The following is a 19,157-nucleotide window of genomic DNA, read 5'->3' as shown; positions in this document are numbered from 1 at the left end:
GGGTGGGTAGAGGCCTGGCAATACGGATGCCGCATCGCCAGGCCATTCCGGAACGCGAGCACTCCACCCACCCCCAGCCCCTCCCTTGCAGGGAGGGGAGCGATAGGGGTCAGTCCGCACCCTTCGGGCCGCGGCCCTGGAGCATGCCGGGAGCGATGAACCCCAGCGGCTGGATCGCCGAGGCCTGCTGCTTCAGCCGGCCCGACATCGCCTGGTACTCATTCTCCATCTCGGGCGTGACCGTGGCGCGCGAATCGGCGAGTGCCTCGTCGAAATGCGCCTGCGTCACTTCCTTGGTCTGGAGCGACTGGCGCAGCGCGACCAGGCCGGCGCGGCGGACCACATCCTCCAGATCAGCACCGGTATAGCGCTCGGTCTGCTCGGCGATCGCCTTGAGATCGACGTCGCCGGCGAGCGGCATCTTCTCGGTCTGGATGCGCAGGATCCTTTCCCGTCCGGCAGCATCGGGCACGCCGACATAGATCAGCTCGTCGAACCGTCCGGGACGCAGCAGCGCCGGGTCGATCAGGTTCGGCCGGTTGGTCGCCCCGATCACCACCACAGACTGCAGCTCCTCGAGCCCGTCCATCTCGGACAGAATCGTATTGACCACGCGCTCGGTCGCCTGGGGCTCGCCCAGGCCGCCGCCACGCGCCGGCACCAGCGAATCGAGTTCGTCGATGAAGATCACGCAGGGCGCGACCTGGCGGGCACGGGCGAACAGGCGCGCAATCTGCTGCTCCGATTCGCCATACCATTTGCTGAGCAGGTCGCTCGACTTGGTGGCGATGAAGTTCGCCTCCGCCTCGCGCGCGACGGCCTTGGCGAGCAGGGTCTTGCCGGTACCCGGAGGGCCATAGAGCAGGAAGCCCTTGGCCGGGCGGATGCCGAGGCGGCGGAACGCGTCGGGATCCCTCAAGGGCAGCTCGACGCCTTCCTTGAGCCGCATCTGGGCATCGTCGAGCCCGCCGACATCCTCCCAGCGGACGCGCGGCGCCTCGACCATCACTTCGCGCATCGCCGAAGGCTGGACGCGCTTGAGCGCCTCGAGGAAGTCCTCGCGGGTGACGGCAAGGGTATCGAGCACCTCGGGCGGAATCGTGCCCTTCTCTAGGTCGAGCTTCGGCATGATCCGGCGCACCGCCTCAATCGCCGCCTCGCGGGCGAGCGCCGACAGGTCGGCGCCGACAAAGCCGAAGGTGGTGCGGGCGAGCTCGCCGAGATCGACCTTGTCGCCGAGCGGCATGCCGCGGGTGTGGATGCCGAGAATCTCGCGGCGGCCCCGCTCGTCCGGCACGCCGACGACGATCTCGCGGTCGAACCGGCCCGGCCGGCGCAGCGCCTCGTCGATCGCATCGGGGCGATTGGTCGCGGCGATGACGACGATGTTGGCGCGCGCCTCGAGCCCGTCCATCAGCGTGAGCAGCTGGGCGACGAGGCGCTTCTCCGCCTCGCCCGAAACCTGGCCGCGCTTGGGCGCGATCGAATCGATCTCGTCGATGAAGACGATCGACGGCGCCGCCTTGGCCGCTTCCTCGAAGATCTGGCGCAGGCGCCCCTCCGATTCGCCATAGGCCGAGCCCATGATCTCGGGCCCGTTGATCAGGAAGAACTGCGCGTCCGACTCGTTGGCGACGGCGCGGGCGAGCCGCGTCTTGCCGGTGCCGGGCGGGCCATGGAGGAGCACGCCCTTGGGCGGATCGACGCCCAGGCGCTGGAAGAGCTCGGGATAGCGCAAGGGAAGCTCGACCATCTCGCGGAGCTGGTCGATCGTGCCGGCCATGCCGCCGATATCGTCATAGGTGACGTCGGCGCGGCGGCCGTCGCCGCCGACCTCCTCATATTCGGGGCGCAGCTCGACATCGGTATTCTCGTCGATATGGACGATGCCCTTGGGGCTGGCCGAGACGACGTTGAGGCGAATCTCCTGCAGCGCATAGGCGGGCGCGCGGAGGAACTGGGCGACCTGGGGCGGGATGTCCGCGCGCTGCTGGGCGTTCGTGTTGACGACATCGCCCTGGGCCAGCGGGCGCTGGAAGAAGACGCGCTTGAGCGCCTCGCCGCTGCCCTGGAGGCGGAGATTCTGCTGGGCAGGCGCGAACACCACGCGAGTCGCGGGCTTGGACACCGCCTTGCGCACCTCGACGAAATCGCCCGAGCCGACACCGGCATTGGCGCGCTGGAGGCCGTCGATGCGCAGGATCTCGAGGCCCTCGTCCTCGGCATAGGGCAGCACGGCAAGCGCCGGGGTGGCGCGCTTGCCGACGATCTCGATCACATCGCCTTCGGTGAGGCCGAGCCGCGCCATCAGGGCGCGCGGCAGATGCGCGAGGCCACGGCCGCTGTCCTCGGGCCGGGCATTGGCAACTTGCAGCTTGATCGGCTGCGCTTCTTCGTCCGCCATGTTTCTGTTCTCCGCAGGCGTTGTGCGGGGAACATGGGGTGCGGATTTCGCCGCCGCAACGGCGGAGGCGGCAGCGCCCGGCACCGGGCATAGCCCGGCGCGAATCGCGCGGCCAAAAAAAAGGCCGATCTCGAGGACCGGCCGGGAAAGTTTTAGGAGAGGATGCCTGAAAGGCACGTGCTTTGTGCAGTGCGGCCGGTTTTTGTGCAAGTGCGAAAAGAAACATTAACGCGTGCACAACTTGCAATCGGTGATAACAAAGGTGATATATGGCTAACACCCAAAAGGGCATTGGCGTGGAGCAAAACCCACGCCAAGGATAATGACGCAGCGCAACAAAAAGAGAGCGAGATGCGACGACTTCCTCCCCTGACGGCAATCGAGGCGTTTGTGCAGGTCGCGCGACTGGGATCGATCAAGGCTGCCGCCGAGGAGCTGGCGCTTTCCTCGCCGGCACTGAGCCGCCGCGTCCAGGCGCTCGAGCGCTTCATCGGCAAGCCGCTGTTCGAGCGGCGCCACCAGGCGCTCAAGCTCAACGACGACGGCGACCGGCTGCTCGGCATGATTGCCCCGGCGCTCGATACCATGGCCGATGCGGTGGAGACGATGACCAGCGGCACCGAGCTGCTGCGCCTGCGCCTCGGCCTGTTGCCGCTGTTCGCGACCCAGCGGCTGATGCCGCACATGGGCGACCTCAAGCGCAAGCATCCCGAGCTGCACCTCGACGTCGACACCGGCGGCCATGCGGTGGCGCGGCTGGGCGACGGGCTCGACGCGGCGATCGTGGTGGCGCGCGACATCGACCCGACGCTCTACGCCAAGCGGCTCGACCGCAACCGCGTCTATGTGATCGGCGCGCGGTCGCTGCTGGAAGGGGCCGACCCGATCACCCGGCCGGAGCAATTGTCGAAGCTGACCGCGCTGGTCCACCGCGACATGGCGGATACGTTCACGGCATGGCGCGCGGCGGCGGGGCTCTCGGAGCAGGAAATCGAGCCGGCCGCGATCGACCATTTCGATTCGGGCACGCTGATGCTCGAGGCGGCCGCGCAGGGCCTGGGCGTCGCCTTCATGCTCGAATCGCATTTCGAGGCGGCGCGCGACGACCGGCTGGTCCAGCTCTTCGACCTGACCGTGGAGAGCGATTACAGCTACTGGTTCGTCTGCCGCCCGCGCGCGCTGACCACGCGGCCGGTGAAGCTGTTCCACGACTGGCTGATCGACGTGCTCGAAGCCGATCGCGTCGCCTAGATACAAAAAGCCCCTCCGGATCGGGAGGGGCTCTTCGTTCGATCAGGCCTCGGTACGGGCCTTGACGATCTTGCCCGGCTCGCGCGGCGGCTCGCCCTTGGGAAGCGCATCGACATGCTCCATGCCCTCGGTGACCACACCCCAGACGGTGTACTGGCCGTCGAGGAAGGTCGCGTCGTCGAGGCAGATGAAGAACTGCGAGTTGGCGCTGTTCGGATCCATCGTGCGCGCCATCGAGCAGACGCCGCGGACATGCGGCTCGCGGCTGAACTCGGCGGGCAGGTTGGGCAGCTTCGAGCCGCTCATGCCGGTGCCGGTGGGATCGCCGCCCTGCGCCATGAAGCCGTCGATCACGCGGTGGAAGATCACGCCGTCATAGAAGCCTTCGTCGGCAAGGGTAGCGATGCGCTCGACATGCTTGGGAGCGAGATCGGGACGCAGCTGGATGTGCACGTCGCCGGTATCGAGGGTCATGACGAGCTTGGTGGGTTCGGACACGCAGATTACTCCTGAGAAGGATTTGCACTGCACCTAGTAGCGCGCGGGGCGACTTGCAAATCACGGCCGGCAATGGCAGCGGCGAAGGAGGGGCGAACAAGGGAGGTCGAACCGTGAGCGAGACCGAACTTCAGGCGGACAACAGCGCGCCCGAGCCCCAGCTCGACGAGGATGATCGGCTGCGCCCCGAGTTCGTCGATGCGGTGCTCGACGCGGTCCATGACGGCGATGCCGCGCGCGCGCACGAACTGGCCGAGCCGCTCCACCCCGCCGACATCGCCGACCTGGTCGAGCTTGCGCCGTCCGAGGAACGCCCCGCGCTCGTCGCCGCCATTGCCGACCTGATCGACGGCGACGTGCTGGCCGAGATGAACGACTGGGTCCGCGAAGCGCTGGTCGAGTCGCTCACCGCCACCCAGGTCGCCGACATCGCGGCCGAGCTCGATACCGACGATGCCGTCGCGATCATCGAGGACATGGATGTCGAGGACCAGCGCGAGGTGCTGCGCGCGCTGGACCCCGACGACCGCGCCGCGATCGAGGAAGCGCTCTCCTATCCGGAGGAATCCGCCGGCCGCCTGATGCAGCGCGAGCTGATCGCGGTGCCCGAGCATTGGAGCGTGGGCGACGTCCTCGACTATCTCCGCAAGAACGAGGACCTCACCACCGATTTCTGGGAGATCTTCGTGGTCGACCCGGGCCACAAGCCGGTCGGCACCTGCCAGCTCTCCTGGGTGCTGCGCACGCCGCGCGTCGTCTCGATGGGCGATGTGATGAAGCGCGAGCAGACGCTGATCCCGGTCGACATGGACCAGGAAGAAGTGGCGCTGCGCTTCCAGAAATACGCGCTGATCTCCGCCGCCGTGGTCGATCCGAGCGGCCGCCTGGTCGGCATGATCACGGTGGACGACATCGTCCACATCATCTCCGAGGAAGCCGGCGAGGACGCGTTGCTGCTCTCCGGCGCCGGCGAAGGCGACATCAACGAGCCGGTGATCGACTCGTACAAGGGCCGCGTCCGCTGGCTGCTGACCAACCTGCTCACCGCGCTGGTGGCTGCGACGATCATCAGCCTGTTCGAAGGCACGATCCAGAAGATGGTCGCGCTGGCGGCGCTGATGCCGATCGTCGCCGGCGTCGGCGGCAATGCCGGCACCCAGACCATGGCGGTGACGGTGCGCGCACTCGCCACCAACCAGCTGACCCAGTCGAACACGCTGCGCGCGATCCAGCGCGAGATCTCGATCGCGCTGCTCAACGGCGTGACCGTTGCCTGTGTGATCGGCACAGCGGTGGGGCTGTTCTATCACCATGCGGCGCTGGGCGGGGTGATCGCGGCGGCGATGATGACCAACATCTTCATCGCGGGACTTGCCGGCGTGGTCGTCCCGGTCACGCTCGACCGGCTCAAGGCCGATCCCGCGGTGGCCAGCTCGATCTTCGTGACAATGACCACCGACTCGATGGGGTTCCTCGCCTTCCTGGGCCTGGCCAGCGCGAGCGGGCTGGTCGGTTGATTGGGGCGGGCCGAACGCCCAGATTAGCGCCGTGCCACTCCATCTGACCAAGGTCGCCTTTGGCTGCGACTCCGTAGACTATCTCGCCCAGCGCCTCGCTTCGCGCGGCGACGTCTGGGGGCTGACCACCCGCTACCTGCCCAAGCGCCACGAGGAGATCGGCGGCGAGGGATCGCTGTTCTGGATCCTCAAGCACCAGCTGGTCGGCCGCACCCCGATCGTCGGGTTCGGCGAAGCCGAAGGCGGGCGTACCGCAATCCTGATGGAACCGCGGCTGATCCTGGTCGCCAACCGCCCCAAGCGTGCGCACCAGGGCTGGCGCTATCTCGAAGGGACGGACGCGCCACCCGACCTGGGCGAGGCCGGGGCAGGGATGGAGGAACTTCCGCCGGCACTGATGGGCCAGCTGGCGGGGCTGGGGCTGATCTAGTTCGTGATCTTCTCGCAGGCGGCGAGCGCTTCGCCGGCGAGGTCGTCCAGAAGCGGCATGTCCGAAGGCTCCGCCCATATGCGGAGATCCCCGATCAGCGAGGGGTGCGCGCACAGCAGCGCGGCCTCGAGCATCGGCGCGCACACGCTTTCCCCGCCGAGCGCCTCCTGCACCAACGGCAGGGCGATCTCGGGATCGCGGATCGCGAGGCCGAGCATGGCCTCTCCGCGAATCACATCCTCCTCGTCCGACGCAGCGCGGAACAGCGCCTCGCGAACGGCCGGCGTATCGATCTCCTCCTGGGCGAGCAGCATGGTCGCCCAGTCGCGGTTCGATGCATCGTCATCGCGGGTCAGTGCGATGACCTGTTCGAGATTGGCATCGTCGGCAAGCGCCTGCTCCTCGGCGAGGATCGCCTTGAGCAGGGCGGACGAAGGCTCGTAGCGCTCGCCCTTCGCCATCTCAGTTCACCAGCAGCGGATAGGCGTTGCGGAACGCCGCCACTTTCGGCTTGTCCCAGCGCACGATGTAAGGGTGCGTCGGGTTCCGCCAGAAGAAGTCCTGGTGATAGGCTTCGGCCGGATAGAAAGTGCCCGTCTCCAGCTTCGTGACGATCGGCCGGGCGAAGGACTTGGCCTTGGTCAGCTGGTCGATATAGGCGGCGGCGACGCGGCGCTGGTCCTCGTCCTGCGGGAAGATCGCCGAGCGATAGCTGGGGCCGCGATCCGGGCCCTGGCGGTTGAGCTGGGTCGGATCGTGCGCCACCGAGAAATAGACGCGCAGCAGCGTGCCGTAGCTGACCTTGCGCGGATCATAGGCGATACGCACCGCCTCGGCATGGCCGGTACGCTCGGTCGATACCTGGCGATAGGTGGCGGTCTGCGCGGTACCGCCGGCATAGCCGTTGGTCACCGAATGGACGCCCTTCACCGACTGGAAGACCGCTTCCATGCCCCAGAAGCAGCCGCCCGCCAGCACCGCGACCTGCTCGCCCTTGCTCGGCTTCACGTCGAGCGTGGGGACCGGCACGGGAACGGCACGCTCGACAACGCCCGCCGTCGATAGCGCAGGGGCAACGAACAGCGCGGCTCCAAGGAGCGCGGCAGCGGGAAGCGACCATTTCAGCATGACCGCAATGTCGGGCTTGTTCGCCCTCAGCGCAAGGCCGCGCACGCTTCCTGGATTCGGCCGCACGCCTCGGTGAGCAGCGCGTCCGACGTCGCGTAGCTGATCCGCAACGCCGGCGAGAAGCCGAAGGCCGCGCCGTGCACCGCCGCGACCCGCGCCTCGGTGAGCAGATAGCCGACCATTTCCTCGTCGGTGGTGATCACCTGGCCCTTGGGCGTGGTCTTGCCGATCAGCTGGCTGAACTCGGGATAGACGTAGAAGGCGCCTTCCGGACGCGGGCAGGTCATGCCGTTGATCTGGTTGAGCATCGAAACGACGAGATCGCGGCGGCCCTGGAAGGCGGCGACGCGGTCCTTGAGGAAGCTCTGATCCCCGTTCAGCGCCGCGACCGAAGCCGCCTGCGAAATGCTGCACGGGTTGGAGGTCGACTGGGACTGGAGCTTGCCCATGGCCTTGATCAGCCATGCCGGGCCGCCCGCATAGCCGATGCGCCAGCCGGTCATCGCATAGGCCTTGGAAACACCATTTGCCGTGAGCGTGCGATCGTAGAGCGACGGGCAGACCTGCGCGATCGTGGCGAATTCGAAGCCGTCGTAGAGGATGTGCTCATACATGTCGTCGGCATAGATCAGCACATGCGGGTGCCGCTCGAGCACCTCGCCGATCGCACGCAGCTCGGCGGCGCTATAGGCAGCGCCGGTCGGGTTCGACGGCGAGTTGAGCACCACCCACTTGGTCTTGGCGGTGATCGCCGCATCGAGCTGCTCGGGCTTGATCTTGTAGCCCTGCTCGGCGCCGGCCGAGATGAAGACCGGCTTGCCGCCGGCGAACTCGACCACGTCGGGATAGCTGACCCAATAGGGCGCCGGGATCACGACTTCGTCGCCCGCGTCAATCGTCGCGCAGAAGGCGTTGAACAGGGTGTGCTTGCCGCCCGAGTTCACGCTGATCTGGTTCTCGGCATAGGCGAGGCCGTTGTCGCGGGCGAACTTGGCGACGATCGCCTGCTTCAGCTCCGGCGTGCCGTCGACATTGGTATATTTGGTCTTGCCCGCGCGGATCGCTTCGATCGCGGCTTCCTTGACGAAATCGGGCGTATCGAAATCGGGCTCGCCGGCGCCGAGGCCAATCACGTCGATCCCCTGGCGCTTCAGCTCGAACACCTTGCTCGTCATCGCGAGCGTGGCGGAGGGCTGGATACGATTGAGCGCGGCCGAGGTCTGCATGAATGGCGCCTTTTCCGGGAGGGGAGACGCCGGGCCTATAGGACCGCGTTCTAGGCTTTCGCAACCGTTACGGCTGAAACCAATCCGCGCAGCGCATTACCGACATAGAAGCCGCCCTGGAGATCGGCCGGGGTGAGATCCCCCTCGACCGCGCGGCCGCTCTCGATCAGCTCGGCGCGCAGCACCCCCGGCAGCAGGCCGCGGGCGAGCGGCGGGGTGACCAGCATGTCGCCGCGCTCGACGAAGATCGAGGTGAAGCTGCCCTCGGTCAGGAAGCCCTGGTCGTCGGTGAACACCACTTCCCAGGCACCGGATTCGCGCCGCGCATCGTCATAGAAGCCGCGGCGGCTGGTCTTGTGGGCCAGGCGGAAGTCGTCCCGCGCGACTTTGCGGGGCTGAATCGCCACCTGCACCGGGGTGGCGGGCGCTTCGGGCAGCGGCGCGATGCCGATCGCGATGGCGCCCGACGGCGCGAGCAGCAGCCGCACCCGCGCCGGCGCGCGCAGGCGGAAGGTCGCCGCCTGCAGCTCGTTGCGCGCCTCGTGCCGGTCGAACTCGAAACCGAAGACGCGGGCGCTCGCCTTCATCCGCGCCAGATGCCGCTCGAGCAGCACCAGCCCGGCAAGCGGATCGAATCGCATCGTCTCGATCAGGTCGAAGGGCTGTTCGCCGGCCGTGACGAAGGCGCCCTTGGCGAGGCACTCGTCCCATTCCTCAAGGGCGTTCGAATCAGCGACCACGCCCGATCCTAACCCCAGCACCGCGCTTGTCGCCCCCTGATCTATCGTCAATGTGCGGATAGCCACGTTGAAACTGGCGTCGCCATCCGACGCGATCGCGCCGATCGCCCCGGTATAGATGCCGCGCGGCCCCTGCTCGACCTCGGCGATCACCTGCATCGCGCGCAGCTTGGGCGCGCCGGTGACCGAGCCACAGGGGAAGAGCCCCGCCAGCACCTCGACCGGCCCGGCATCGCCCGAGGGATAGGCGGTGACGGTGGAGACCATCTGGTGGACGGTCGGGTAGCGCTCGACCTGGAACAGCGACGGCACCTTCACCGTGCCCGGCTGGGCGAGGCGCGTGAGATCGTTGCGCATCAGATCGACGATCATCAGATTCTCGGCGCGCTGCTTGGGATCGGCGGCCAGCGCGGCGGCGATCGCATCGTCCTCGGCCGGAGTCGCGCCGCGCCGCGCGGTGCCCTTCATCGGGCGCACGGTGATGCCGTCCCTGTCCTCATTATACTCGAAGAACAGCTCGGGCGAGAAGGACAGCACCCACTCGCTGCCGGTGAAGACCAGCGCGCTGTGCCCGGCGGCGGCGCGGCGGCGGATCAGCGCGTAGAGCGCGGCCGGGTGGCCGGCGAAGGGCACATCGGCGCGGAAGGTGAGGTTGGCCTGATAGATGTCGCCCGCCTGGATATAGTCGGCGACGCGGTCGAACTGGCCGCGATAGGCGGCGGCGGAGATCCGCGGCACCGGCGCACCGGCCCAGGCACCCGCCGGATCGGGAAGCAAAGCTTCGGCATCGACGCGCTCGGCATGCGGGAAGATGCCGAACCACATGCACGGCCCTTCGCCGCGCTGGACCCGGGCGTGCGGCTCGATCCCCGGCGAGGCTTCGTAGGAACAGAAGCCGGCGAGATGGAAGCCGTGATCGAACCAGAGCTGCATCTGCTGGAAGGCGCGCTTCACCTCCTCCGGCGAATCGGCGCGCACCGCGCCCTGCGGCGTGTGGAACAGCCGGGCGCCGGCGCCACCGGGCCGGGCATCGTCGAGCAGGACGAAAGGAGTATCGGGCAGGGTCATGCCGTGCCCCGCATGCAGCCGCTTCGCACCGACGGCAAGCCCGTGTTGCGGCGCGGGGCACCGCGGCCTATCTCCGCGCCATGGCAAATCCCCCGATGCGCGCCGCGGTGATCCCGGTCACCCCGCTCCAGCAGAATTGCACGCTCCTGTGGTGCACCGAGACGATGCGCGGCGCATTCGTCGATCCGGGCGGCGACCTGGACAAGCTGCGCGCGGCGGCGAAGCAGGCGGGGGTGACGATCGAGAAGATCCTCGTCACGCACGGCCATATCGATCATTGCGGCGCCGCCGGCGAGTTCGCCAAGGAACTGGGCGTGCCGCTGGAAGGGCCGCACGAGGCCGACCGCTTCTGGATCGCGCGGCTCGACGAGGATGGCCGGAAATACGGCATCCGCGGCACCGTGTTCGAGCCGGACCGCTGGCTGGAGCAGGGCGACCAGGTGACGGTCGGCAACCTGACCCTCGACGTCTATCACTGTCCCGGCCACACGCCGGGCCATGTCGTGTTCCACCACCCCGAATCGAAGTTCGCGACGGTGGGCGACGTGCTGTTCCAGGGATCGATCGGTCGCACCGACTTCCCGCTGGGCAACCACCAGGACCTGCTCGACGCGATCGTGCAGCGGCTGTGGCCGCTGGGGGACGACACCACCTTCGTCCCCGGCCACGGGCCGCTGAGCAATTTCGGGCACGAACGAAAGACGAATCCGTTCGTGGCCGATTCGGTGCTGGCACGAGGGTGATCCAAAATCCTTCGTCACCCTGAACGCGCTTCAGGATGACGAAGCAGAAAGGCTCAGCTCTTCGGACCGACCTTGAACACGGTCACCGGCGCTTCGCGGTACTGGCTACCGATATAGATGCCGTAGCCGGCGAGGCCGAGCATGGTCAGCAGGGTGAGTACGATGCCGATTCGGCGGCCCAGGCCCCAGCCATCCATGCCGAAGGCGTGGAGGACGCGGCCGAGAATCAGCGCGAAGCCGACACCCCACAGCCAGATGCTGGGGCCACTCGCCAGCTCGACCAGCGCGAGCAGGACGAGAATCAGCGGGACATATTCGGCGAAATTGAGCTGGGCGCGCATGCGGCGGACGAGCCGATCGTCGCCGCCATCGCCGATGAAGACCTTTTCGGCGAGTCGCAGCCGGCTGATTCGCAGCGCGAGCCAGAAATTGACCACGGCGGCGGCACCGGCGGTGCAGAGCGTAACGGGCAGGATGATCATATAAGGTGTCCCCTCCAGAGGGTTCCTCCTACACTCCCTTGCGTCGCCCGCAAGAATCGCTATAGGCGCGCACTCGCTTTCGTGACCGTCCGCTGGTCCGGCGAGCGCCGGAGCTTCCGTCGCTTGCCCGCTGGGCCGTGCGGGCGTATCGCGATTTTGACTTTTGTTTCGTTAGAAGGTGCCGAAATGGCCGTTCCCAAGAGAAAGACTACGCCGTCGCGGCGTGGCATGCGTCGCTCTCATGACGCTCTGGTTCCGCAGGCGTTCCAGGAATGCCCGAACTGTGGCGAGCTGAAGCGTCCGCACGTGCTGTGCGGTTCGTGCGGCCACTATAACGGCCGTGAGATCGTCTCGGCCGAAGACTGATCGGCAACGATCGGGCTGAGATGCGCGGGGGCATGCGGGTATGACGAATTCCTCTCGAATCGCCGTCGATGCGATGGGCGGTGACGAGGGAATTGCGGTCATGCTCGCCGGTGTCGCGCGCGCGCGCCGCCGATTCGAGGGCATGGAGTTCATCCTCGTCGGAGACGAGGCGCAGATCCGCGAGGGTCTGAAGAACCACCCGAACCTGACGGCCGCCTCCGAAATCGTCCATGCACCGGACGTCGTCGCCTCGGAAGAGAAGCCGAGCGCGTCGATTCGGCGTGCCAAGACCACCTCGATGGGAATCGCCATCGACCTGGTGAAGAAGGGGCAGGCGGGCGCCGCCGTCTCTTCGGGCAATACCGGCGCGCTGATGGCGATGGCCAAGCTCTCCCTGCGCACCATGCCGGGGATCGACCGGCCGGCACTCGCCGCGCTGATGCCGACTCTGGGCGAGAACGACACGGTGATGCTCGACCTGGGCGCCAACACCGAAGTCGACGCCCGCAACCTCGTCCAGTTCGCCGTGATGGGTGCCGCCTATGCGCGCACCGCGCTCGACCTGCAGAACCCGCGGGTCGCGCTGCTCAACATCGGCACCGAGGACATGAAGGGCACCGACTCGATCCGCGAAGCCGCGGCCGAGCTGCGCAAGGCCGATCATCTCCGCCTCGATTTCCAGGGCTTCATCGAAGGCAACAAGCTTTCGCGCGGTGATGTCGACGTGATCGTCTGCGACGGTTTCTCGGGCAATATCGCGCTGAAGACGGTGGAAGGCACCGCCCGATTCGTCGCGGACTTGCTCAAGCGCGCCTTTTCCAGCTCGACCCGCTCGAAGATCGGCTTCCTGATCTCCAAGCCGGCGACCGAGCTGCTGCGCACGCACCTCGATCCCAACAACCATAATGGCGCGGTCTTCCTCGGCCTGAACGGCATCGTCGTGAAGAGCCATGGCAGCGCCAACGAACTCGGCGTCGATACCGCGATCGGCTTCGCGGCGAAGATGCTGCGCGACGATCTCAACCGGCGCATCGCCGAGGATCTCGGGAACTTCGAAGCAAAGGCGGCGTAGACACAACAAGATGACCCTGCGTTCCGTCATCATCGGCACTGGCTCCGCCCTGCCGCCCCGCCGCGTTTCCAACGCCGAACTCGCCCAGGAAGTGGATACGAGCGACGAGTGGATCGTCGAGCGCACCGGCATCCGCTTCCGCCATATCGCGGCACCCTACGAGACCACCGGCACGCTGGCGGCCGAGGCGAGCAAGGCCGCGCTGGCCAGCGCCGGCATCGCCGCCGCCGATATCGACCTGATCGTGCTCGCCACCGCGACGCCGGACCAGACCTTCCCCGCCACCGCCACCAAGGTCCAGGCGCTGCTGGCGATCGACGATTGCGTGGCGTTCGACGTCGCCGCGGTCTGCTCGGGCTTCCTTTATGCGGTGCAGGTTGCCGATTCGATGCTGCGCGCGGGCGTCCACAAGCGGGCGCTGGTGATCGGCGCCGAGACGTTCAGCCGCATCCTCGACTGGGAAGACCGCGCGACGTGCGTGCTGTTCGGCGACGGCGCCGGCGCGATCGTGCTCGAGGCGCAGGACAGCGCCGACGAGGGCGGGCGCGGCATCCTGGCGACCAAGCTCCATGCCGATGGCCGCTACAACGACATGCTCTATGTCGATGGCGGGCCCTCGACCACCCAGACCGTGGGCAAGCTGCGGATGAAGGGGCGCGAGGTGTTCCGCCACGCCGTGGTCAACCTCGCGTCGGTGATGCAGGAATCGCTGGCGCTGGCCGGGCTCAAGCCGAGCGACGTCGACTGGGTAGTGCCGCACCAGGCCAATGCCCGCATCCTCGATGCGACCGCGCGCAAGCTCGACCTGCCGGCCGAGAAGGTGATCGTCACGGTCGACCAGCATGCCAATACCTCCGCCGCTTCGGTTCCGCTCGCGCTTGACACCGCGGTGCGCGACGGGCGTATTCGCCAAGGAGACCTGCTGGTTCTGGAAGCGATGGGCGGCGGCTTTACCTGGGGCGCGGCGGTCGTCCGTTTCTGATAGCTGCGAAAAATCGAAGATATTCGTTGCGGAACCTCAATGTTCCCGTTTGCTGTGTCGAAACAATCTGATAGGACAGACTCGACAGAGATCAACTCAAGGGGGAGTTGCCGAATGACGGCCGCGGGAACGCTGACCAGAGCCGATCTAGCCGAATCGCTGCACCGGGAGGTGGGCCTTTCGCGCGCCGATGCCGCGCGCCTCGTCGAGCAGATCCTCAGCCATATGTGCGAGGCGCTGGCCGAGGGGCAGAACGTCAAGATCTCGGGCTTCGGCAGCTTCATTCTGCGTGACAAGGGCGAGCGCGTCGGTCGCAACCCCAAGACCGGCGTCGAAGTGCCGATCGCGCCGCGCCGAGTCCTCACCTTCCGTGCAAGCCAGATGATGCGCGACCGCATCGTCTCGGCGAGCTGAGGGGGATTAGCCCATGCCGGGGGCCGAAAAGGCTGCTGGCGCGCTACGGACGATAGGGGAGCTCGCCCAGGAAATCGGGCGCCCCCAACACATCCTTCGCTACTGGGAAACGCGCTTCCCCCAGCTCCGCCCGCTCACCCGGGCGGGCAATCGCCGTTACTACCGCGCCGAGGATGTCGCGCTGGTGCGACGGATCCACGACCTGCTCTCCAACCAGGGCTATACGATCCGCGGCGTGCAGAAGCTGCTCGCGGCGGAGAAGGGCACCAAGGTAGCGCGGGCCGCCGCCGGCACCGCCACGCCGGGCGCCACCGTCGACAAGCAGGGGTTGAAGGCCGTGCGCGATTCGCTCAGCCAGGCGCTGGACGAGGACGGCAGCTAGAAGCTCAGTTGTAATCCGGCCCCAGGGTCGGATCGAGGTCGCGCGGACGGGTGAAGCGGACCAGCGCGCCTTTGCCGGGCTTCACATCGCCCCAGTCCGCCACGTCGAAGCGCATCTCGGCCAGGGTCGCCGTGGGGTATTTCTGCTCGACCGAAAGGCGCAGGTCACTATCGGCCGAGAGCAGCAGCACCAGCTCCTCCAGCCCCGGATTATGGCCTGAGACCAGAACCGAATCGGCACCGGCGGGCAGCTCGTGGACGAGATCCAGCAGCGTCGCCGCCGAGGCGAGGTAGAGGCGCTGGTCCCAGTGCGGGGCGAGATCGCTCCCATAGCCGGTGGCGACCTGCGCCAGTGTCTCGACAACCCGCACCGCAGGCGAGGCGAGGACATGGTCGAAGGCCAGCCCCTCGGCCCTGAGGTGCCGGCCCATCATCGCGGCGGCGCGCTGGCCCTTGGGATTGAGCGGCCGATCGAAATCGCGGGCGACCGGATCGTCCCATCCGGACTTGGCATGGCGGAGCAGCGTGAGCGTCTTCATGGATTCCCCGTCAGGCGTTCGCGGGGGCCTCTTGCCCCAGCTTTGACGCCAAGGAAAGCCGGACGCGATCAACTGCCTGATCCAGCGTGACGCGCGTCACCCGCGTGCCCGGCGGAAAGGCATCGAGCAGGCGCGACGGGCTGGCGGCGGAGAGCAGCACGAAGGTGCCGCGATCGTCCGCCCGGCGAATCAGCCGGCCGAACGCCTGGGCGAGGCGCGCACGCACGATACGGTCGTCATAGGCGGTGCCGCCCCCGGCGAGGCGCCGCGCGGCATGGAGTACGCTCGGCTTGGGCCAGGGAATCCCCTCCATCACCACCAGCCGCAGCGAATCGCCGGGCACGTCCACCCCATCGCGCAGCGCATCGGTGCCGAGCAGCGAGGCACGCGGATCGTCGCGAAAGATATCGACCAGCGTGCCGGTGTCGATCGGATCGACATGCTGGGCGAGCAAAGGCAGCCCCTCGCGCGCCAGCCGGTCGGCGATGCGGGCATGAACGGCGCGCAGGCGCCGGATCGCGGTGAACAGCCCGAGCGTGCCGCCCTCGGCCGCCACCACCAGCCGGGCATAGGCATTGGCGAGCGCGGCAGTGTCGCCGCGCTTCACATCGGTGACGATCAGCACTTCGGCCTGGTCGGCATAGTTGAACGGGCTGACCGCCGAGAAGCGCTGGGGCGGACGCATCAGATGGACCGCGCCCGACCGCGCCTCGGCCACGTCCCAGTCGCCCCCGGCACGCAGCGTCGCCGAGGTGATCAGCGCACCATGCGCCTGCTTGAGCACCGTCTCGGCAAAGGGCTTGGAGGGATCGAGCCAGTGCCGGTGCAGGCCGATATCATATTCGCGCCCCTCGACCCGATCGACCGCCAGCCAGTCGACGAACGCCGAATCGGCAGGGCCGCCGATCCGGGCGATCAGCGCGAGCCAGGCACCGACGGTATCGGCACGCCAGCCGAGCGACGCGACCGCACCTTCGATCCGGGCACGCGCCGGGCCATCCATCCAGTCGGGCGCCTCGGTAAGTACCGCTTCGAGCCGGCGGCCGAGATGGACGAGCGGGCGAAGCAGCGCGTCGAGCGCTTCGCCGGCAGGGCCGGCCGCCTCGACCAGAGCCGCATCGGGCTCGGCCAGTTCGGTCTCCAGGCCATAGCCCGCTTCGGCCGCGCCATTGACGTCCCGGGCATAGACCAGCCCGCGCACCGCGGCGAGGAGATGCTCGACCGGGCCGAAGGGCTCGCCCTCGTTCAGGCGCTGCAGCCAGCCGTCGCTGGGCAGTGCCTGCGCGGCATTGACCGCCTCGGCAATCGCGCGGCCGCCTTCCTCGTCATAGCCGGCAACGTCGGAAAGGCGGGCGGCAAGACCCCGGCGCCGGCCGCGCGAACCCGATTCGGGACCGGTCACCCATCGGCGGATCTCGATCGCTTCCTGCCCCGTCAGCGCGGCGGCGAACATCGCGTCGGCCGCATCGAACAGGTGATGTCCCTCGTCGAAGACATAGCGGGTCGGGCGGCTCGCCGTCTCGCGACCCCGCGCCGCGTTGACCATTACCAGCGCATGGTTGGCGATGACGATGTCCGCGTCGGCCGAGGCGCGGGCGGCGCGCTCGATGAAGCATTTCCGATAGTGCGGGCAGCCGGCATAGATGCATTCGCCGCGCCGATCGGTGAGCGCGGTCGAGCCGTTGCGGCGGAACAGGGTGGGAAGCCAGCCCGGCAAGTCGCCGCCGACCATGTCGCCATCCGCCGTATAGGCCGCCCAGCGCGCGACCAGCTGCGCGAGGATCGCCGCACGGCCCGCGAAGCCGCCCTGCAACGCATCTTCCAGATTGAGCAGGCAGACATAATTCTCGCGGCCCTTGCGGGTGACGATCCGCTTCTTGCGTTGATCGGGATCGGCGACCAGCCGCTCGCCTTCATGCCCCAATTGTCGCTGCAGCGCCTTGGTGAAGGTGGAGACCCAGACCGCGCCACCGGCCTGCTCGGCCCAGAGCGAGGCGGGGGCGAGATAGCCGAGCGTCTTGCCGATGCCGGTGCCCGCTTCGGCCAGCACCAGGTTCGGCGATTCGCGCATGTCGCGCGGAGCGAAGGCGCCGGCCGCGGCGGCGGCATAGTCGCGCTGGCCCTGGCGCTGCTCGGCACCGCTGCCCGTAAGACGCGCCAGGCGATCGGCGACGTCCGAATCGCTGAGCGTGACGGTGCGCGGCGCGACGCGGGGCGGCTGCTCGGTCCATTCGGGCAGCCTGGAGAACAGCCAGCGCTCGGCCTGGGCGGGCTTGGCCAGCCGCTGGCTGAGCGCGGGCGCCCAGGGCCAGCGCAGCCGGAACAACGACTGCACTGCGTTCCAGGCGCCTTCGCGCTCGGGCCAATCGCCTTCGGTGACCGCCAGCAGCTTCGCCGCCGCGGCGCGCAGGAAGGGGGCGATGTCGGCGTCATTCATGGGCGCTTCGAGCCCGGAGGCGCGCGCCAGCCCCTTGGGCGTGGGCACCATGAAGCGTGCGGGATGGAGAAAGGCGAACAGCTCGAGCAGATCGAGGCCGGACAGATCGGCATAGCCGAGCCGCTGGCCGATCAGCGGGGCGTTGAGCAGGATCACCGGCGTATCGGCGGCGATGCGGATCGCCTCGCCCCGGCTGATCGCGCGGCAATCGCCATCGGGCGTCGCGATCCAGACGCCGCCATGGCTGGCGTGGAGGGCGGGATAGGGCAGGGTCATTGCGCGCCCGGCCGCAACACGGCGAGGAAGCGATCGGCATCGGGCAGGCCGCGCAGATCCTCGTGGCGCACGTCATCCCTGGTGCGGATGGTGAGCGCGACCCAGGCGCGGCGGCCTTTGCGCTCGACGATCGCGGCCTCGATCAGCTCGCCAAAGGCGAGATCGCGGTAGAAGCGCCCGGACAGGGGAACCGCCCAGGCGATGCGGCGATCGGTCACCACCACCGTGCCGAACAGGTCGAAGAACCAGGCGCGCAGCCGCTCATGAAAGACAGCGAGCACATAGAGCGCGAGATAGCCGAACAGGCAGAATGTCATGCAGGAGAAGAACAGGCCGACGATCACCATGGGCTCCGCGCTCCAGATCATCCATTGCGCGCCAAGGAAGAAGAGCAGCGGCAGGCAAACCGCGAACAGCAGGAAGGCACGGCTGGTATCGAACGAGGCGAGGCCGGGCCGCCCGCGCCATCGCACCGACTCGCCGGGGAGGAGCGTGTCGATTTCGGCGGGCTGCTCGATCGCATCGAGCGCACCGCATTCGACGCCTAGCCCGCGCAACGCGGTCAGCACCCGAGCGGCGTCGCGGCTGCCGAGCAGCATGAGAATCCGCTGCCGGTTGCTGCCGACAATGCGCACCCGGTGCCAGGCGCCATAGCCGTGCACGATGACACGGCGGATATCGGCGATCGCGATCCGATCGGTCATGCCATCGAAACGGCTTTCCGCCGCCTGCCCATCGACGCGGTAGAGCTGGTTGCCACTCCGTACGATCGTCAACAGGATCGCCCCAAGGGCAAGCCCCAGGACCAGCAGGACGAGCCCAATGGCACCCCAGCTGACCGCGGCGGCGGTTTGATCGTCGAGCGGGAAGCTTTGCCCGCCGATCTGCAACTGCGAAGTGCCGGGAATCCGCGGCATGAGCCCGGCAGCCAGCCAGCCGCCGGCGAACAGCCCCAGCGCGATGAACGGCGGCAACCAGAACGCCAGCGCGGCGCTGCGCGAGCTGTGCCCCTCCCAAAGGGCCGGCCTGGGCAGATCGTCGCCATGGCTGGCCGGAAGGGCGGGTTGCGCGGTCATGTACGCCTTTCGTTCTAGCGCCGCTTGCCCGGCAAAGTGAAGGGAGCGGAGCACATTCTTTTCACCCGCGCGCGAAGACGAGCGGGGGGCGGGGTGCGCGCGTGGGCGCATTCCAGTAAACGCCCGG

At 67.9% G+C, this 19,157-nt stretch carries 19 protein-coding genes; 9 read left to right on the top strand and 10 right to left on the bottom strand.

Going from position 1 to position 19,157, the window contains the following annotated elements:
- Positions 1-109: 109 nt before the first annotated feature.
- Positions 110-2,404, bottom strand: a complete 2,295-nt coding sequence (locus tag O3305_RS15615) for a CDC48 family AAA ATPase (RefSeq protein WP_269573365.1) — start codon at positions 2,402-2,404, stop codon at positions 110-112.
- A gap of 351 nt (positions 2,405-2,755) precedes the next feature.
- Here O3305_RS15615 and O3305_RS15610 point away from each other — a divergent pair, with 351 nt between their 5' ends.
- A complete protein-coding gene (locus O3305_RS15610; protein WP_184163206.1) occupies positions 2,756-3,655 on the top strand; it encodes a LysR substrate-binding domain-containing protein in 900 nt (299 codons plus the stop codon).
- 42 nt (positions 3,656-3,697) lie between these two features.
- Here O3305_RS15610 and O3305_RS15605 read toward each other — a convergent pair whose 3' ends face one another.
- The gene (locus O3305_RS15605) at positions 3,698-4,129 is read right to left on the bottom strand and encodes a peptidylprolyl isomerase (RefSeq protein WP_221416155.1); all 432 of its coding nucleotides are present in this window, start codon (positions 4,127-4,129) and stop codon (positions 3,698-3,700) included.
- A 137-nt stretch (positions 4,130-4,266) separates the two neighbouring features.
- On the opposite strand from O3305_RS15605, the gene mgtE reads away from it, so the two are divergent.
- Together mgtE and O3305_RS15595 are read left to right on the top strand one after the other, a co-directional pair.
- Entirely contained in the window at positions 4,267-5,670 is a 1,404-nt protein-coding gene (gene mgtE / locus O3305_RS15600) for a magnesium transporter (protein WP_269573364.1), read from the top strand.
- Between the two features lie 31 nt (positions 5,671-5,701).
- The gene (locus O3305_RS15595; protein ID WP_269573363.1) at positions 5,702-6,100 is read left to right on the top strand and encodes a DUF1489 family protein; all 399 of its coding nucleotides are present in this window, start codon (positions 5,702-5,704) and stop codon (positions 6,098-6,100) included.
- Here O3305_RS15595 and O3305_RS15590 read toward each other — a convergent pair.
- The 4 genes from O3305_RS15590 to pabB are packed head-to-tail and all read right to left on the bottom strand — an operon-like array spanning position 6,097 to position 10,262.
- Positions 6,097-6,561, bottom strand: a complete 465-nt coding sequence (locus O3305_RS15590; protein ID WP_269573362.1) for a HEAT repeat domain-containing protein — start codon at positions 6,559-6,561, stop codon at positions 6,097-6,099. The two genes, O3305_RS15595 and O3305_RS15590, sit on opposite strands and share 4 nt — an antisense overlap.
- Before the next feature lies 1 nt (position 6,562).
- The gene (gene msrA, locus O3305_RS15585) at positions 6,563-7,228 is read right to left on the bottom strand and encodes a peptide-methionine (S)-S-oxide reductase MsrA (protein ID WP_269576533.1); all 666 of its coding nucleotides are present in this window, start codon (positions 7,226-7,228) and stop codon (positions 6,563-6,565) included.
- Between the two features lie 26 nt (positions 7,229-7,254).
- Positions 7,255-8,454, bottom strand: a complete 1,200-nt coding sequence (locus tag O3305_RS15580) for a pyridoxal phosphate-dependent aminotransferase (RefSeq protein WP_269573361.1) — start codon at positions 8,452-8,454, stop codon at positions 7,255-7,257.
- A 50-nt stretch (positions 8,455-8,504) separates the two neighbouring features.
- Positions 8,505-10,262 (bottom strand): aminodeoxychorismate synthase component I, encoded by a 1,758-nt coding sequence (gene pabB, locus O3305_RS15575; RefSeq protein ID WP_269573360.1) that lies wholly within the window; start codon positions 10,260-10,262, stop codon positions 8,505-8,507.
- An 80-nt stretch (positions 10,263-10,342) separates the two neighbouring features.
- Here pabB and O3305_RS15570 point away from each other — a divergent pair, with 80 nt between their 5' ends.
- A complete protein-coding gene (locus O3305_RS15570; protein ID WP_269573359.1) occupies positions 10,343-11,005 on the top strand; it encodes an MBL fold metallo-hydrolase in 663 nt (220 codons plus the stop codon).
- A 53-nt stretch (positions 11,006-11,058) separates the two neighbouring features.
- Here the strand turns inward: O3305_RS15570 and O3305_RS15565 are convergent, their stop codons facing one another.
- Positions 11,059-11,487, bottom strand: coding sequence for an MAPEG family protein (locus O3305_RS15565; protein ID WP_269573358.1), 429 nt, complete (start codon positions 11,485-11,487; stop codon positions 11,059-11,061).
- Between the two features lie 186 nt (positions 11,488-11,673).
- On the opposite strand from O3305_RS15565, the gene rpmF reads away from it, so the two are divergent.
- The 5 genes from rpmF to O3305_RS15540 all read left to right on the top strand — a co-directional run bounded on the left by rpmF (position 11,674) and on the right by O3305_RS15540 (position 14,703).
- Positions 11,674-11,853: a 50S ribosomal protein L32 gene (rpmF, locus tag O3305_RS15560; protein ID WP_184163223.1), complete on the top strand. Its 180-nt coding sequence runs from the start codon at positions 11,674-11,676 to the stop codon at positions 11,851-11,853.
- A gap of 40 nt (positions 11,854-11,893) precedes the next feature.
- Entirely contained in the window at positions 11,894-12,925 is a 1,032-nt protein-coding gene (gene plsX, locus O3305_RS15555; protein WP_269573357.1) for a phosphate acyltransferase PlsX, read from the top strand.
- Positions 12,926-12,935: 10 nt separating this feature from the next.
- The gene (locus tag O3305_RS15550) at positions 12,936-13,907 is read left to right on the top strand and encodes a beta-ketoacyl-ACP synthase III (protein ID WP_269573356.1); all 972 of its coding nucleotides are present in this window, start codon (positions 12,936-12,938) and stop codon (positions 13,905-13,907) included.
- A 114-nt stretch (positions 13,908-14,021) separates the two neighbouring features.
- Positions 14,022-14,321, top strand: a complete 300-nt coding sequence (locus O3305_RS15545) for an integration host factor subunit alpha (protein ID WP_221416096.1) — start codon at positions 14,022-14,024, stop codon at positions 14,319-14,321.
- 13 nt (positions 14,322-14,334) lie between these two features.
- Complete coding sequence (locus O3305_RS15540) at positions 14,335-14,703, top strand: MerR family transcriptional regulator (RefSeq protein ID WP_184163235.1); 369 nt, start codon at positions 14,335-14,337, stop codon at positions 14,701-14,703.
- 4 nt (positions 14,704-14,707) lie between these two features.
- On the opposite strand, the gene O3305_RS15535 is transcribed toward O3305_RS15540, so the two are convergent.
- From O3305_RS15535 to O3305_RS15525, 3 genes are read right to left on the bottom strand one after another with little or no spacing between them, the layout of a single operon-like run.
- Complete coding sequence (locus tag O3305_RS15535; RefSeq protein WP_269573355.1) at positions 14,708-15,241, bottom strand: SixA phosphatase family protein; 534 nt, start codon at positions 15,239-15,241, stop codon at positions 14,708-14,710.
- A 10-nt stretch (positions 15,242-15,251) separates the two neighbouring features.
- The gene (locus O3305_RS15530) at positions 15,252-17,954 is read right to left on the bottom strand and encodes an ATP-dependent DNA helicase (protein WP_269573354.1); all 2,703 of its coding nucleotides are present in this window, start codon (positions 17,952-17,954) and stop codon (positions 15,252-15,254) included.
- Positions 17,951-19,030 (bottom strand): hypothetical protein, encoded by a 1,080-nt coding sequence (locus tag O3305_RS15525; protein WP_269573353.1) that lies wholly within the window; start codon positions 19,028-19,030, stop codon positions 17,951-17,953. The genes O3305_RS15530 and O3305_RS15525 overlap by 4 nt, the downstream gene beginning before the upstream one ends.
- Positions 19,031-19,157: the final 127 nt, after the last annotated feature.

The sequence above is a fragment of the Sphingomonas sp. NIBR02145 genome (assembly GCF_027359115.1).
Classification (GTDB): Bacteria; Pseudomonadota; Alphaproteobacteria; order Sphingomonadales; family Sphingomonadaceae; genus Sphingomonas; species Sphingomonas kyeonggiensis_A.
The sequence above is the reverse complement of the archived record's forward strand: the minus strand, read 5'-3'. Positions and strand labels throughout refer to the sequence as shown.